The 14,783-nt window shown below is 61.4% G+C and carries 14 protein-coding genes; 4 read left to right on the plus strand and 10 right to left on the minus strand.

Annotated elements, in window-relative coordinates:
- Nucleotides 1–188: 188 nt before the first annotated feature.
- Nucleotides 189–1,103, plus strand: a complete 915-nt coding sequence (locus tag A1WC_RS12665) for a DMT family transporter (RefSeq protein WP_012968187.1) — start codon at nt 189–191, stop codon at nt 1,101–1,103.
- A gap of 40 nt (nt 1,104–1,143) precedes the next feature.
- On the opposite strand, the gene A1WC_RS12660 is transcribed toward A1WC_RS12665, so the two are convergent.
- Nucleotides 1,144–2,376 carry an MFS transporter gene (locus tag A1WC_RS12660; RefSeq protein ID WP_016161065.1) on the minus strand — a complete coding sequence of 411 codons (1,233 nt, stop codon included), beginning with the start codon at nt 2,374–2,376 and terminating at the stop codon, nt 1,144–1,146.
- 276 nt (nt 2,377–2,652) lie between these two features.
- Between A1WC_RS12660 and A1WC_RS12655 the strand changes: the two genes are divergently transcribed.
- On the plus strand, nt 2,653–4,260 hold the full coding sequence (locus A1WC_RS12655; protein WP_016161066.1) for an FAD-NAD(P)-binding protein: 1,608 nt from the start codon (nt 2,653–2,655) through the stop codon (nt 4,258–4,260).
- 107 nt (nt 4,261–4,367) lie between these two features.
- The gene (locus A1WC_RS12650) at nt 4,368–5,468 is read left to right on the plus strand and encodes an NADH:flavin oxidoreductase/NADH oxidase (protein ID WP_012541688.1); all 1,101 of its coding nucleotides are present in this window, start codon (nt 4,368–4,370) and stop codon (nt 5,466–5,468) included.
- Between the two features lie 232 nt (nt 5,469–5,700).
- On the opposite strand, the gene A1WC_RS12645 is transcribed toward A1WC_RS12650, so the two are convergent.
- Together A1WC_RS12645 and A1WC_RS12640 are read right to left on the minus strand one after the other, a co-directional pair.
- The gene (locus tag A1WC_RS12645) at nt 5,701–6,189 is read right to left on the minus strand and encodes a hypothetical protein (RefSeq protein ID WP_025712450.1); all 489 of its coding nucleotides are present in this window, start codon (nt 6,187–6,189) and stop codon (nt 5,701–5,703) included.
- 87 nt (nt 6,190–6,276) lie between these two features.
- On the minus strand, nt 6,277–7,182 hold the full coding sequence (locus A1WC_RS12640) for a LysR family transcriptional regulator (RefSeq protein ID WP_162493318.1): 906 nt from the start codon (nt 7,180–7,182) through the stop codon (nt 6,277–6,279).
- Between the two features lie 174 nt (nt 7,183–7,356).
- Between A1WC_RS12640 and A1WC_RS12635 the strand changes: the two genes are divergently transcribed.
- Nucleotides 7,357–8,334 carry an NAD(P)H-dependent flavin oxidoreductase gene (locus A1WC_RS12635; protein ID WP_008804833.1) on the plus strand — a complete coding sequence of 326 codons (978 nt, stop codon included), beginning with the start codon at nt 7,357–7,359 and terminating at the stop codon, nt 8,332–8,334.
- A gap of 32 nt (nt 8,335–8,366) precedes the next feature.
- Here the strand turns inward: A1WC_RS12635 and hpxK are convergent, their stop codons facing one another.
- From hpxK to hpxU, 7 genes are all read right to left on the minus strand, one after another.
- Nucleotides 8,367–9,626 carry an allantoate amidohydrolase gene (gene hpxK, locus A1WC_RS12630; RefSeq protein WP_016161068.1) on the minus strand — a complete coding sequence of 420 codons (1,260 nt, stop codon included), beginning with the start codon at nt 9,624–9,626 and terminating at the stop codon, nt 8,367–8,369.
- Nucleotides 9,623–10,864, minus strand: coding sequence for a pyridoxal-phosphate-dependent aminotransferase family protein (locus tag A1WC_RS12625; RefSeq protein WP_016161069.1), 1,242 nt, complete (start codon nt 10,862–10,864; stop codon nt 9,623–9,625). Before A1WC_RS12625 ends, hpxK begins: the two co-directional genes overlap by 4 nt.
- A 15-nt stretch (nt 10,865–10,879) precedes the next feature.
- A complete protein-coding gene (locus tag A1WC_RS12620) occupies nt 10,880–11,617 on the minus strand; it encodes an amino acid ABC transporter ATP-binding protein (protein ID WP_016161070.1) in 738 nt (245 codons plus the stop codon).
- The gene (locus A1WC_RS12615) at nt 11,598–12,254 is read right to left on the minus strand and encodes an amino acid ABC transporter permease (RefSeq protein ID WP_004176118.1); all 657 of its coding nucleotides are present in this window, start codon (nt 12,252–12,254) and stop codon (nt 11,598–11,600) included. Before A1WC_RS12615 ends, A1WC_RS12620 begins: the two co-directional genes overlap by 20 nt.
- Entirely contained in the window at nt 12,254–12,919 is a 666-nt protein-coding gene (locus tag A1WC_RS12610; RefSeq protein ID WP_004176117.1) for an amino acid ABC transporter permease, read from the minus strand. Before A1WC_RS12610 ends, A1WC_RS12615 begins: the two co-directional genes overlap by 1 nt.
- Before the next feature lie 9 nt (nt 12,920–12,928).
- Complete coding sequence (locus A1WC_RS12605) at nt 12,929–13,714, minus strand: transporter substrate-binding domain-containing protein (RefSeq protein ID WP_004143665.1); 786 nt, start codon at nt 13,712–13,714, stop codon at nt 12,929–12,931.
- 214 nt (nt 13,715–13,928) lie between these two features.
- The gene (gene hpxU, locus A1WC_RS12600; protein ID WP_008804829.1) at nt 13,929–14,768 is read right to left on the minus strand and encodes a MurR/RpiR family transcriptional regulator HpxU; all 840 of its coding nucleotides are present in this window, start codon (nt 14,766–14,768) and stop codon (nt 13,929–13,931) included.
- Nucleotides 14,769–14,783 lie beyond the last annotated feature (15 nt).

Genomic DNA, 14,783 nt, shown 5'->3' on the forward strand with positions numbered 1-14,783 from the left:
AAATGCATGGCAAATATACGGTATAGTACCGTTCGCAACGCGGCAACGAAAATTTAGGAATAACAAATATCATATTGTAAAATAAATACTTTTAATAAATAACAGAAAAGACCACTATAAAAATATTGATATTATAAAATTATTAAAGTTACCATCTAGTACAGTGATAAGCGACGCAAGGAATCAGCATGCCCTATCTGTTACTGACGCTGGCCGCCCTGTTCTGGGGGGGAAATTACGTGGTCGGTCACGTGCTGGTTCAGGGCGTGGATCCGATCCTGATGACCGAAGCGCGATGGGCGTTGACGGCGCTGCTGCTGGGCCTGCTCTACCGCCGGCAGATCGCCGCCAGCCGCCACCTGCTGCGGGAAAATGCGCCGGCGGTGCTGGTGCTAACGCTCTGTGGCCAGGTCAGCTTCCCGCTCACGCTCTATATTGGCCTGCAAACCACCTCCGCCCTCAACGCCGCCATCTATATGTCCGCCACGCCAAGCATGGTGCTGCTGATTAACCGGCTGATTTTTCGTGACCCGGTATCGGCCCGCAACTGGCTGGGGGTCATCTTCAGCACCCTTGGCGTGATGATCCTGTTATTCCAGGGGAACCCACTGCATGCCACCTCGCTGCATACCTTTTCCGTCGGCGATCTGTGGGCCATGGGGTCGGCGCTGAGCTGGGCGCTCTACTGCTCGCTATTACGTCTGAAGGACCGCCGGATCCCGGCGAATGGCTTTGTCGCCGTCAGCTCGCTGCTCGGCGCCCTGATCCTGCTGCCCATCGTCATCTTCTGGCTGATGCGCCACCCGGCGCAGGACTGGGCCGCCTGGCGCGAGCCGTTTTTCCTCAGCGGCCTGGCGTATCTGGTGATTTTCCCGTCGTGGCTGGCCTATCTGTTCTGGAACAAAGGTATCGCCGCGATTGGCGCCACCCGGGGAGAAATTTACACCCATATCATCCCGCTCTCCGGCGGGGTGTTGAGCATCCTCTTCCTGCATACCCAGCCGCATGCCTGGCATCTGTTCAGCGCCCTGTTTATCATGGTGGGGATTGGGATCTGCTCGCTGGAGAAACGCCAGGCGGCGGCAATTCGTCTGCGCGGCTAACGTACGCTACCGGGCGCCTGACGACGCCCGGTAGCAGAAGTTAACGGCTGGTGGAGAGCGGCTGGCGATGTCCCGCTCCTGCGGGCTGGATCACCCGTCCCTCGCGACCAAAGAAGGTCAGGACGGTAATGACAATCGCCACCGTACCGGCCACCAGGGCCATCGCCAGACCGTAGTTATGCCCATGATGCTGGGCGATTGACGCCTGGAGAGTGGCATTCACCGAAGCCAGCAGATTACCCAGCTGATAGACGAAGCCAGGCAGCACCGCCCGGGTGTTGGCCGGGACCAGTTCATTGAGCCAGGTGGGGATCACTCCCCAGGCCCCCTGCACCATAAACTGCATCAGAAACGCCCCCGCCCCCAGCGCCAGCGAGCCGCTGGCGAACGCCCACAGTGGAATGACCGGCAGCGCCAGCAGGGCGGCGATCATAATCGCTTTGCGTCGGCCAATCTTCTCCGACAGCGAACCGAAGAACACTCCACCAATAATCGAGGCGATGTTGTAGCAGACCGCGATGATGCTGACCGTTTTAGGCTCGAAGCCGTGCTGGACTTTCAAAAAGACCGGGTAGAGATCCTGCGTCCCGTGGGAGAAAAAGTTGAAGGCCGCCATCAGCACCACCAGGTACAGGCACAGCTTCCAGTGACTACGCAGTACCGGCAGCAGCGCCGTGCTCGCTTTACTTTGCCGGGCCGCCAGCCAAACCGGGGACTCCTCGACGCAGAAATAGATAAACGGCAGCAGCAGCACCGGCGCGGCGCCAATCACAAACATCCCGCGCCAGCCGAGTTGTTCAAACAGCAGGCCGTAGGCGACGGCCGCCAGCAAATAGCCGAAGGGATATCCCGCCTGGAACAGGCCGGACATCAGGCCACGCGAGCGGTCGGGGATCGTCTCCATCGCCAGCGACGAGGCCACGCCCCAGATCCCGCCCATCGCCACGCCATACAGCACCCGCAGCAGAAAAAACAGCAGCAACGACGGCGCGGCGGCGGAGAGCAGCTCAAAGGCGGAGAAGAAGACGATATTCAGCATCAGAATGGGTTTGCGACCATACTTTTCCGCTGCCCTGCCGAAAATCAGCGCGCCTATCGGCCGCACGGCCAGGGTAAGCAGAATCGCCAGGGTGACCTCTTCAAGGTCGACGTGAAACGAGTGGGCGATATCGCTCAGTAAAAAGACCAACAGAAAGAAATCGAAAGCATCGAGCGTCCAGCTTAAAAAACTGGCAATCGCCGCGTTGCGCTGTCGTGAAGTCCAGCCATGCATCTTGTCATCCCTATCCCGACGGCGTTGCCGGGAGCTTGCGCGGCGTCCGGCAGAGCAAGCTGGTGTCACCGCTTATGTAAATTGTTTGTATAGAAAGTTGCTCTTTTGTTAATTACACCCTTTTTCCGGCCGTCGGCAAGTTTATTAGCCTGCTAATTTGTTTCAAATTGCGTGTAACGGCCCACCGGATCGGCAATTTTCGACCAGAATTAAGGACAGGCTGGCGACAGTGAACCGCTGTCCATGCCGCATCCGCCCACAGGAAGGGAGAGAATCATGAAGAGAGTTGCCATCGTCGGCGTGGGGCCGACGGGGATTTACACGTTCTATGAACTGGTGAAGCGTGGCGAGCCGCTGGCGATCACCCTGTTTGAAAAAGAGGCGCAGGCCGGGGTGGGTATGCCCTACAGTGACGATAATACGGCGGCGCAAATGCTGGCTAACATCGCCAGCATTGAGATCCCCCCTATCGACCTGACCTATCTGCAATGGCTGCAGCAGCACAGCGACGCCTGGCTGGCGGCGCGCGGCCTCGAGCGGCACACGCTGCATGAGCGCCAGTTCCTGCCGCGAGTGATCCTCGGCGAGTACTATCGCGACCGTTTTCTGTATCTCACAGAGCGGGCCCGGGACGCCGGCTTCATCGTTAGCGTTTGTGAATCCTGTGAAGTGACGGATATTGCCGTCCAGCCCGCCGGGATCGCCATCCACACTGATAGCGCGGCAGAACCGGTTATCGTCGACCTGGTGGCGATTGCCACCGGCCATCTGTGGCCTGAGGAAGAGCGCGCCAGTCGACAGTATTTCCCCAGTCCGTGGACCGGACTGATGGACGCCCGGATCGCGCCCTGTCGGGTCGGGATCCTCGGGACCTCTTTAAGCGCCATTGATGCCGCCATCGCCGTGGTGGCCCAGCATGGTGTTTTCCATACTGAGAACGACAAAACGACCCATTTTACCCTCCATCCTGGCAGCGAGGCGCTGGAGATCACCCTGCTGTCGCGCAATGGGGTGCTCCCGGAAGCCGATTTTTACTGTCCGATCCCATGGGAGCCGCTGGAGATCGCCACCCCTGCCGCCCTTGAGGCTGCCGTCGCGCAGGGCAGTGACGGGCTACTGGATCGGGTATTCGAGCTGGTCGTGCAGGAGCTGGAATATGCCGCCCCAGCCTGGTGCGAGGCGACTGGGCTGCGCCAGCTAACGCCTGACAGCATCGCCGACGCCTGGTTTGCCGACCGTCTCACCCATGACCCGTTCCAGTGGGCGCAACGCAATCTGCAGGAGGTGGAGCGCAATAAGCGCGAACACCACACGGTGCCCTGGCGCTATGCCATTCTCCGCCTGCACGAGGCGATTGAAAGCGTGGTGCCGGAACTCAACGACGAGGACAGCCGCCGCTTCCGGCGCGGGCTCGCCCGGGTGTTTATCGATAACTATGCCGCCATCCCGCCGGAATCCATTCGCCGGCTGCTGGCCCTGCACCAGGCCGGTATTCTGCGTATTGTGGCGCTCGGCGAGGATTATGACCTGCAGCGCGAGTCTCACCGAACGCTGATTGTCCATCATCAGCAGCGCTGTGAATTCGATGTGTTTATCGATGCCCGCGGGCAACAAGCGTTGAAAACCCGGGACCTGCCCTTCCCATCGCTGCGCCAGCAGCTGCTGGCCTGCGGCGACGACATTCCGGACGTCGGCGATGACTACACGCTGCAGGCGCCCGAGACGCTGCGCGGCCGGGTCGCTTTCGGCGCCCTTCCCTGGCTGATGCACGATCGTCCCTTTGTGCAGGGGCTGACGGCCAGCGCCGAAATTGGCAGCGCGATGGCCCGTGCCGTGTCGCAGCAGGCGACGGGCCGCCGGCGCCGCCTGTGGTTTATCGAATAGCGGGCTGCTTAAACGCAATATCCGAATAAAGGAGGGCAAACAGGCGTGCTATAAACAGTGACTGTTTGCCCCCATGCAAGACCCTGTCTAACTTTTACGAGGTACTCATGAGCCATCTTTTTAGCGCGACGCGTATTGGTCAGCTGGCGCTGGATAACCGCATCGTTATTGCCCCCATGTGTCAGTACTCTGCCGACGAGGGTAAAGCCACCTCCTGGCACCGGATCCATCTTGGTCAGTTGGCTTTCTCCGGCGCTGGCCTGTTAATTCTGGAAGCCACGGCGGTAGAGCCAGCGGGACGTATCTCGCCGGGGGATCTGGGTTTGTGGGATGATGAAACCGAAAACGCGCTGCGCGCGGTGGTAGAGGATATTCGGGCCTGGTCGCCGATCCGCCTGGGGATCCAGCTGGGGCACGCCGGACGCAAAGCCTCTTGCGCGGCCCCGTGGCAGGGTGGTCATCAGCTGGCTCTTAATGAGGGTGGCTGGCAAACCGTTGCCCCCTCCGCCGTGGCGTTTCACGATGGCGACCGCGCCCCCGCCGAGCTGAGCCTTGCCGATATGGCGCGCATCAAAGCGGCGTTTGTCGCCAGCGCGTTGCGCGCCCAGCGTCTGGGCTTTGAGCTGATTGAACTGCACGCCGCCCACGGCTATCTGCTGCACCAGTTTCTCTCGCCGCTCAGCAATCAGCGCCGTGATGAGTACGGCGGTTCTCTGGAAAACCGTCTGCGCTATCCGCTGGAAGTGTTTAACGCGATCCGCGAGGCGGTGGGCAACACCATGGCGGTGGGCGTCAGGCTGTCGGCTACCGACTGGGTCGAAGGCGGCTGGGACTGCGAGCAGTCCATTCAGTTCAGCCAGCAGCTGGAAGCGCTGGGCAGCGACTATATTCACGTCTCCAGCGGCGGATTGTCGCCGCAGCAGTCGATCACCGTCGGACCGGGTTATCAGTTGCCATTCGCCCACGACATTCGCCAGCAGGTTGCCATCCCGGTGATTGGCGTGGGGCTGATCACCGATCCGCAGCAGGCGGAAGCGGCGCTGGAGGATGGCGATGCCGACCTGATCGCCCTCGCCCGCGCGGTACTCTACGATCCGCACTGGCCGTGGCACGCCGCCGCCAGCCTCGGCGCCCAGGTTCGCGTCCCTTCGCAGTACCTGCGCTCCGAGCCGCACGGCCTGAAAGGCACCCTGCTGCCAAACCGTTGAACCCGCAGCGCGCATAAAAAAGGGGTATCGTAAGATACCCCTGAGCAGGATGTTATTGCGGTCCACGTGCCGGGCGACGACGACGCCTTGCCCGGCCTACACAAGGGTGATGCCCGGTCATTGCGCAGCCAACCCACCCCCTGCGTAGGCCCGCGCAAGCGCAGCGCCGCCGGGCAATCTATCAGGCTCCGCTCCCTATATTTCCTGGCGCGGGTCAGGCAAACAGCGCAGGTTACTGCTGGGCGGGCGGTGGCGTGGTGTTCTGTTTGTCCGCCGCGATACTGTCCTGGATGGCCTTGGTTTTGCTCGCCGCCTCCGCCGAGAGCTGATTGGCGTCGCCGATGGCATTGTCTTTGATTTGACCCGCCTCTTTGACTATGCGGTCACTTTCCTGCTTTGCGTTCTGCTTCACGGCATCGGCCTGGGCTTTCGCCTGCTGGGCGATGGCATCCGCTTTCTTGTCCGCCTCCGCCTTGATGGCGCTGGCCTGATCCTTCAGGCGGTCGGCCTCGGCGTCGGCCTGGCTTTTCAGCGTATCGATTTGCTTATCCGCATCCTGTTTAATCGCCTGCGCTTTGTCCGCCGCGGCATCCTTCATCTGCTCCGCATTATCTTTGGCCTTATCCAGTTTGTTATCCACTTTCGACGCATCGTCGCAGCCAAACAGGGTCAGACACAGGGCGGAAGCAAGTAGTGTTTTATTCCAGAGTTTCATCAGCATTCCCTTACAGGTTAAGTCGTTATCCAGCTTTGTGATTCATTGCTTAATAGCATTCACATTTTATATATAATCGCTCAGTCGGCAGAGTCAAGCCGACACCGATCGATCCAGCGTCGCTACCAGCCCCTGCAACCAGTCGGCAAAGACCCGCACCTTATGCGACAGATGCCGGTGCGGATAGAGCAGCGACAACGGTCGACGCGGCGCCGGAAAGTCCGGCAAAATTTCCACCAGTTGCCCGCTGTCGATATAAGGTTGCAAAAAGAAACGCATCCCCTGCAGCATCCCCAGCCCCGCCAGCCCGGCGGCAGTAAAGACTTCAGAGTTGTCCAGCACCAGTTTACCGGGGATGGCGATCTGCCTGATGCCCTCCGGGGTCTGGAATCGCCAGGGCATAATCTGCCGGCTGCTGCTGTTCACCCAGTTCACCGCCAGATGCGACTGCAGGTCCTCCAGCGTCGCGGGCGCCCCATAGCGCGCCAGATAGCCCGGACTGGCGCAGGTGGTTAACGCCACCTCCCCCAGCGAACGCGCCACATAGTCGCCATCCTCAAGATCCCCCACCCGCAGCAGGCAATCCAGACCATCGCGCAGCATATCCCGGCGTACGTCGGAGCTGCTGAGGACAATCTCCACCTCCGGATGGGCCTGATAAAAATCCGGCAGATGCGGGATCACCAGCAGCCGGGCAAAGGCGATCGGCATATCAACGCGCAGCTGACCGCGGATCGGCCGGTCCGGCGCGAACGACTCCAGCAGATCGTCGGCCTGGGAGAGCAACGGTTTGCTGCGGCGATAAAACTCTTCCCCCTCCGGCGTAAGATACAGACGCCGGGTGGTGCGCTGCAGCAGCCGGACCCCGCTCTCCTGCTCCAGCTGCTGCAGCGCTTTGGTCACCGCCGGTCGGTGGATCTGCAAATTTTCCGCCGCCTGGGCAAAGCTGCCGGCATCGACGATTTCAATAAAAATTTTAATATTTTCAAACAGATTCATTTGCATGATGGCCCGCCTCCCACCTCTTCATCAGTTCACATTATTACTAATTTAATAATAGTGTTGAAAGTTTTTGCTCATTTTTTAAAACAATAAAGACGCCTACACTGCCCTCATTGCCGCATCGCTGGGGCGAAGAAATTTATAACTTATTAACATACAAGGAAAAATATCATGCAATCCAACCGCGTCGCCCGCATTCTGGGTATTGAAAAACCGGTGGTCCAGGGGCCGCTCTCCTGGCTAACCGATGCTCGTCTGGTGGCGGCCGTCGGCAACGCCGGTGGGCTTGGCGTGCTGGGCCCGAACGCCGGACTGACGGCGGCAACCGCCGTCTCCACCCCGGAGGCCACCGCCGAGAAAATGCGCGAAGAGATCCGCAAAACCAAACAGCTGACGGAGAAACCCTTTGGCGTCAACCTGATCCCGACGGCGGAAAATGACATCTGGACGCCGGCGATCCTCCCGGTGATCAAAGAGGAAGGGGTTAAGGTGGTGGTCTACACCGGCTACGGCGATGGTTCGTTAAAACCGGCGCTGTTCGACGAACTGAAAGCCGCCGGGATCACCATTATCTATCGTGACATCAACCCGACGCCGGAGAACAGCCGCCGCGCGGAGCAGGCCGGAGCGGATATTATTGTCGCCACCGGCTTTGACGAAGGCGGCACGCTGCCGGGTACCGCCCTCGGGACCTTCACCATCGTCCCGCTGATCGTTGACGCGGTACAGCGGGTTCCGGTGATGGCCGCCGGGGGGATCACCGACGCCCGGGGCGCGCGCGCCGTCCACGCCCTCGGTGCGGAAGGGGTTTTCGCCGGCTCGGTATTTATCAGCACCATCGAAAGCCGGGTTCCCGACTCGGTGAAAGCGAAAATTGTGGCCGCCAACGGTCTGGATCTGCGCCTGTTCCGTACCCTGCCGGACTACTACCGCGCGCTGCCCGGCAAACTGAGCGACACACTGGTAGCCATGGATCGTGCCGGCGCCTCAAAAGCCGAGCTGGCCCAGGCGATGGGCGGTCTGCGCGGGATGCGGCTGGGCATGCTGGAGGGGAATACTGATGAGGGGTATATCTCGGTGGGCGCGGGGATCGGCAACATCCATGCCATCACCTCTGTCGCCGAGGTGGTCAACCAGCTGGCGGTGTGAAGCCGCCAGCCGGGGCTCGGCAACCGGCGCGATCAGGCGTCGGCCACCTTCTCTACCGCCCGGGAGAAAGCGTCGATAGCCAGTCCGACGTCGGCGGCGGTGACCGACTCCGCCGGGTGATGGCTGACGCCCCCCAGGCAACGCACAAACAGCATGGCCGATGGCCAGCGCTCGGCGATGGCGATGGCGTCATGCCCTGCGCCGCTCGGCAGCGTCAGCGAACGCCCCTGCACCGCCGCTACCGCCTCGCCCAGCACCGCCTGCAGGTGACTGTCGCAGGCGGTGGCGGCGATGCGATAATACTCCTCAGCGGCGAAACGCAGCTGGCGACGCCCGGCAATGGCCTGCGCCTCGCCCAGCAGCTCATCCAGCAGCGCCGTCAGCGGCGCATCCTGCGGGCCGCGAATATCCAGCGTCAACTGCACCTCGCCCGGTATCACGTTCACCGCGCCCGGCACACAGCGCAGGGTGCCGACCGTCGCCACCAGGTTACCGCCGCGCTGCCGGGTCAGGTTTTCCACCTGCACCATCCATTCCGCCGCCGCGGCGAGGGCGTCCTTGCGGTGGAGCATCGGCACCGTGCCGGCATGGCCAGCTTCGCCGGTAAAGCGGCAGTTCAGCCGTCGGGCGCCGTTAATCGCCTCCACCACGCCGAGCGCCAGCCCCGCCTGCTCCAGGCACGGCCCCTGCTCGATATGCAGTTCCAGATAGGCGGCGATATCCCGCGGGAGACGGGCCGCATCGCCGATCCGCGCCGGATCGAGTCCGGCATTCACCAGCGCCTGGGCGACGCTCACGCCGTCGGTATCGCACTGTGACAGCCAGCTTTCAGGCCAGGTGCCGGTGACGCCGCGGCTGCCGAGCAGGGTGATGCCAAAGCGGGTGCCCTCTTCATCGCCAAAGCCGACGATCTCGATTGCCTTTGCCAGCCGTCGCCCCTGCTGGTGCAGACGCTGGACCACCTCAATCGCCGCCAGCACGCCGAGCATGCCGTCGTAGCGTCCGGCGTTGCGCACGGTGTCAAGATGAGAACCCAGCAGCACCGCCGGCGCCCCCTCCTGTTGTCCTTCATAGCGTCCGCAGATATTGCCGACGCTGTCCTGCCACACCATCATGCCGGCAGCCTGCATCCACTGGCCCACCAGCTGGTTGGCCTGCAGATGCTCGGGCGACAGATAGACACGGGTCAGGGCATCGGCGGTTTCGCTAAGGGTGGCCAGCCGATCGGCACGCGTCATCACCCGGCTGGCAGCCGCTTCTCTCTCCGCCTGCTGGCGGGCGGTATCACTCATAGGGTGGCCTCGGTGCGGTAGTGATCCCAGGCCGCCTGCATCGCCGCGCCCTGAGTGGTGGTGAACTTGAGGTAGTTCAGGACCGCTTCCAGCGCGCTGAGCGTCTGCATCACGCAGTCTTTACGCGCGTTATAGCCCATGGTGCCAATGCGCCAGACTTTACCGTGCAGCGGACCAAACGAGGTGCCAATTTCAATGCCGAAATCTTCCAGCATCAGTTTGCGTACCTGATCGCCGTTGACCCCGTTGGGGATCACCACCCCCAGCACGTTATTCATTTTGTGCCGCAGGTCGCCAAAGGTCTCGAGCCCCATCGCCTGGATGCCCTTCAGCAGCGCATCGCCGTGCAGTTTGTGGCGGGCGATGCCGTTGTCGAGTCCCTCCTGGAGGATCAGGCGCGCGCACTCCCGGGCGGCGAACAGCGCCGAGGTCGCTTCGGTATGGTGGTTAAGGCGCTCCGGCCCCCAGTAATCCATCACCATGCCGAGATCGAAATAGTTGGAGTAGATCATCTCGTCGACGCCGTCGTGGTGGGCGTCGGTGCGGATCCCCTGCTCAATGCAACGGCGGCGGCGGATGACCTCTTCCATCTGCGGACTGAGGGTGATGGGCGAGGTGCCGGAAGGACCGCCCAGGCACTTCTGCATCCCGGCGGACACCGCGTCCAGCTGCCAGGCGTCGGTTTCCAGCGGGTTACCGCCGAGCGACGCGGTGGCGTCGGTATAGAACAGCACTTCGTGACGACGGCAAATCTCCCCCAGCTCCGCCAGCGGCTGCAGCATGGTGGTGGAAGTATCGCCCTGCACGGTGAGCAGCAGGCGCGGGCGCACGCGCTTGATCGCGTCCTCAACCTGATCCGGCGTAAAGACCTCGCCCCACGGCACCTCGATGGTGTGCACCTCTGCCCGGCAACGACGCGCGATCTCGCACAGCAGATGTCCAAACCGGCCGAACACCGGCACCAACACTTTGTCACCCGGACGGATCGCCGACACCAGAATCGCTTCGATCCCGGCGCGCGAGGTGCCGTCGACCAGCATCGTCCAGCGATTTTCGGTGCGAAACACACCGCGGTAGAGCGCCATGACTTCATTCATGTAGTGGGTCATCGCCGGATCGTACTGGCCAACCAGCTGGCTCGACATGGCGCGCAGCACGCGCGGGTCGGCATTGATCGGCCCCGGCCCCATCAGCAGGCGCTGCGGCGGGTTAATTTGTGAAAACTGAGTGATATCCATCTGCCATTCCTTACGTTAGTTAAGACCGCGCACCGAGGAGATAAACTGTTTCAGTTCGCTGGTCTGCGGATTGGCGAACAGCGTTTTGCTGTCGCCCTGCTCCCAGACGCGTCCCTGATGCATAAACACCACGCGGTCGCCCACTTCGCGGGCAAAATTCATTTCATGGGTGACGAGGATCAGCGTCATACCTTCCGCCGCCAGTTGCTCCAGCACCTTCAGCACTTCACCCACCAGTTCCGGGTCGAGTGCCGAGGTGATTTCGTCACAGAGTAAAACTTTCGGCGACATGGCCAGCGCCCGGGCAATGGCCACGCGCTGCTGTTGGCCGCCGGAGAGATTGGCCGGATAGTAATCCAGACGGTCGCCAAGACCGACCTTCTCCAGCATCCGCTGCGCCAGCTCCCGGCATTCGGACTGGGACTTCTTCAGTACCCGCCGCGGAGCCAGCATGACGTTCTCCAGCGCCGTCATGTGCGGGAACAGGTTAAAGTTCTGGAACACCATGCCGATGGAGCGGCTGATCTCCCGGGCCTGTGAATCGCGATCGGTGATGGTCATGCCCCCGAGCTTGATACTGCCCTCCTGGTAGCCCTCCAGACCATTGATACAGCGCAGCAGGGTGCTTTTACCCGAGCCGCTGCGGCCGATGATCGAGATCACTTCCCCCATGTCGATATCCAGATCGACGCCCTTCAGCACATGGTTGTCGCCGTAGTACTTCTGCATCTGATTAATGGTGATGAGAGGCATTGAATTTGTTCTCCAGATAGCGGCTGTAGCGGGACAGCGGATAGCACAGAATGAAATAGCCCAGCGCCACCAGGGCAAACACTTTAAACGGCTGATAAGTGACGTTGGTCAGCATCGTCCCGGCCTTGGTCAGCTCCACAAAGCCAATAATCGATGCCAGCGCCGTGCCTTTGATCACCTGTACGGCAAAGCCCACCGTCGGCGCGATGGCAATGCGCAGCGCCTGCGGCGCCACCACCCGGTACAGGGTCTGGCCGAAGCTCAGCCCGAGACACCGCGAGGCCTCCCACTGGCCTTTGGGCAGCGCGCGAATGCTGCCGAACCAGATATCCAGCAAAAAGGCGCTGGTGTAGAGCGTCAGAGCGACCGAGGCGGCGGTCCACGCCGAGACGTCGACGCCGAACAGCGCCACGCCAAAGAATGCCAGAAACAGCTGCATCAGCAGCGGCGTCCCCTGGAACAGCTCAATGTACCCGCGGATCAGCCGTTTCACCTGGCGTCCGCCGGTGAGGCGCAGCAGCAGTAACGGTAAGGTGACCAGCGCCCCGCCGGTGAACGCGACCAGCGACAGCAGCACCGTCCAGCGACCGGCCAGCAGCAGGTTGCGGATAATGTCCCAGTCAGTAAAAGTGGTCATCAGGCCTGTACCCCCAGCCATTTACGCCCCGCCGCCATCAGCAGCTGGCGCATCGCTATCGATAACGCTAAGTAGATCCCGGTGGTCACCAGATAGACCTCAAAGCTCAAAAATGTCCGCGACTGGATCAGGTTGGCGGCGAAGGTCAGCTCCTCATAGGAGACCTGCGACACCACTGACGAGCCGAGCATCACGATGATGCACTGGCTGACCAGCGCCGGGTAAATCCGCTGCAGCGCCGGGGGCAATACGACGCGAACGAAGGTTTGCGTCCTGCTAAGCCCGAGCACGCGACCGGCTTCCCACTGGCCCTTCGGCGTCACCTGAATACCGGCGCGGACGATCTCGGTGCTATAGGCGCCGAGGTTAACCACCATCGCCAGCAGCGCCGCTTCACCGGCGGTCATCTTCAGTCCAAGGTTCGGTAAACCAAAGACGATAAAAAAGAGTTGCACCACAAACGGCGTGTTGCGGATGATTTCCACATATCCGCCCCATACCCGGCTGAGCATTCCCGGGCGCCCGCTGCGGATCGCCGCCCCGAGGATGCCGATCGCCAGTCCGCCGATCGTCGCCAGCACCGTCAACTGCACCGTCACCCACAGGCCGGCCAGCAGCTCCGGCCAGTGCGGCCAGAGCTCAGAGAAATGAAGTTGCTCCGTCATCCCCAGACCTTACGCGCCGAGGCTGGCAGGCAGTGGCGCTTTCAGCCACTTCTCAGACAGACCGTTGAGGGTGCCGTCCTTAATGCCCTGCTCGATGAGGGTATCCACTTTCGCCTTCAGCGCCGGTTCGTTCTTTTTCAGACCGATAAAGCACGGCGAGTCCTTCAGCATAAAGCTCGGCACCGGCGCTTTGTCGGCGTTCTGCCGGGAGATGGCCGCCACCACCAGATTGCCGGTCGCGACATACTGCACCTGACCGGACAGGTAAGCCGACAGCGTAGTGTTATTATCCTCGTAGCGCTTAATCTGCGCTGCCTGCGGCGCCACGCTGGTCAGTACCATATCTTCCACTGCCCCACGGGTCACACCGATGCTTTTGCCGCTCAGCGCGGCCGCGTCCTTCAGTTCCGCCCCTTTCGGGCCAAACACGCCGAGGAAGAACGGCGCGTAGGCGCGGCTGAAGTCGATCACCTTCTCGCGCTCGGCGTTCTTGCCGAGGCTGGAGATCACCAGGTCCACCTTATCGGTCTGCAGATACGGCACGCGGTTGGCGCTGGTCACCGGGACCAGCTGCAGCTTGAGCTTCATCGATTTCGCCAGATAGCGCGCCATATCGATGTCATACCCCTGCGGCTGCAGGTCGGTGCCCACCGAGCCGAACGGCGGAAAATCCTGAGGCACGGCAATACGAATGACGCCGCGTTTTTCAATATCCTGGAGCTGGTCAGCCTGCGCGGCAGAAACAGACGAAAGGAGACAAGCGGCCCCGGCCAGTGCGATCAACAGTTTCTTCATGATGTTTACCCGTTACGTTAGCATGAAACAAAAGATTCTTTGAATCTGTTTTTGCAACTAATGTGCCAGATACAGACGAGGCGAGAGTTGGCGAGGAATTAAAACAAAAAGTGAGAAAGGACAAGCGTTAACGGGAAAGTGTTCAGCGAGCGGCGGCGCCATCACGTGGTTTTTCTTGCACCATAATAATGCACAGCACCACGCTGGCGCCCCATTAGCGTTGTTCCAGCTCGTCCAGTTGCTGATAAAGCGTGGCGATATCGTGGATGCGCGGACGACCGCTGTCGAGCGTTTCATGGAGAAAGGCATTGGCCAGCAGATTAATCAGGCTGTTGACCGAGGCATAGCTGTCGTAGGCGGAGACGCTGTCCAGCGGCGCGCAGAGCTGCCAGCGGGAGAGCGGAAACAGGCTGTGGGCCTGCGGCTCGCACATTAACAGGACCGGCACCCCGTCGCGCTGCAGCTGCTGCAGCAGCGGGCGTACTATTCGCGGCCGGCGGCGAAACGCCATCATTACCACCAGATCATCGGCGGTCAGATCGACCAGCTCTTCGCTAAGGCTCTGGCCTGGCTGGGGCAGCACCAGCACCTGGCCGCGGGCCTGCAGCAGCTGCTGGCGCAGATGCAGCGCCGCCGGATAGGCGTTACGCATGCCCACCACCACAATGCGGCGCGCGGCCACCATCGCCGTCAGCGCCTCGGCGAACTGGCGGGCGTCGAGGGCGTTGACCCACTGGGTGAGATTCGCCATCTCCTGCTTATAATGGCGCGCCAGCAGCGTGTTACCCTGCACCGCGTCGCGCTGGTCGGTGAGCGGCATCCCGCTCTGGCGCAGGGTGCGCAGTTCATCGCGCATATCCTTATATTTGTCGTAACCGAGGCGCTTGAACAGCCGGCTGACGGTGGCTTTCGACACGCCGCTCAGCTGCGCCAGCTCGGCGCTGTTGTAGCTTATCAGGTCATCAAAGTGGTCAAAGATGAAATCCGCCACCCGCTGCTCCTGCGGCGACAGCGAGGCGTATTGCCCTTTCAGTCGTTCATCGAGTTGTTGCATAGCGCCCCTGTAACT

It is taken from the genome of Klebsiella sp. KTE92, assembly GCF_000398905.1.
GTDB classification, from domain to species: domain Bacteria; phylum Pseudomonadota; class Gammaproteobacteria; order Enterobacterales; family Enterobacteriaceae; genus Klebsiella; species Klebsiella variicola.

Excerpts from the sequence above, each read along its gene's own strand:
- A1WC_RS12610 (WP_004176117.1), bottom strand. The coding sequence starts at position 12,919 with ATGACGGAGCAACTTCATTTCTCTGAGCTCTGGCCGCACTGGCCGGAG.
- A1WC_RS12645 (WP_025712450.1), bottom strand. The coding sequence starts at position 6,189 with ATGCTGATGAAACTCTGGAATAAAACACTACTTGCTTCCGCCCTGTGT.
- A1WC_RS12635 (WP_008804833.1), top strand. The coding sequence starts at position 7,357 with ATGCAATCCAACCGCGTCGCCCGCATTCTGGGTATTGAAAAACCGGTG.
- A1WC_RS12620 (WP_016161070.1), bottom strand. The coding sequence starts at position 11,617 with ATGCCTCTCATCACCATTAATCAGATGCAGAAGTACTACGGCGACAAC.
- A1WC_RS12655 (WP_016161066.1), top strand. The coding sequence starts at position 2,653 with ATGAAGAGAGTTGCCATCGTCGGCGTGGGGCCGACGGGGATTTACACG.
- A1WC_RS12625 (WP_016161069.1), bottom strand. The coding sequence starts at position 10,864 with ATGGATATCACTCAGTTTTCACAAATTAACCCGCCGCAGCGCCTGCTG.
- A1WC_RS12640 (WP_162493318.1), bottom strand. The coding sequence starts at position 7,182 with ATGAATCTGTTTGAAAATATTAAAATTTTTATTGAAATCGTCGATGCC.
- A1WC_RS12605 (WP_004143665.1), bottom strand. The coding sequence starts at position 13,714 with ATGAAGAAACTGTTGATCGCACTGGCCGGGGCCGCTTGTCTCCTTTCG.
- hpxK (WP_016161068.1), bottom strand. The coding sequence starts at position 9,626 with ATGAGTGATACCGCCCGCCAGCAGGCGGAGAGAGAAGCGGCTGCCAGC.
- A1WC_RS12665 (WP_012968187.1), top strand. The coding sequence starts at position 189 with ATGCCCTATCTGTTACTGACGCTGGCCGCCCTGTTCTGGGGGGGAAAT.
- hpxU (WP_008804829.1), bottom strand. The coding sequence starts at position 14,768 with ATGCAACAACTCGATGAACGACTGAAAGGGCAATACGCCTCGCTGTCG.
- A1WC_RS12650 (WP_012541688.1), top strand. The coding sequence starts at position 4,368 with ATGAGCCATCTTTTTAGCGCGACGCGTATTGGTCAGCTGGCGCTGGAT.
- A1WC_RS12660 (WP_016161065.1), bottom strand. The coding sequence starts at position 2,376 with ATGCATGGCTGGACTTCACGACAGCGCAACGCGGCGATTGCCAGTTTT.
- A1WC_RS12615 (WP_004176118.1), bottom strand. The coding sequence starts at position 12,254 with ATGACCACTTTTACTGACTGGGACATTATCCGCAACCTGCTGCTGGCC.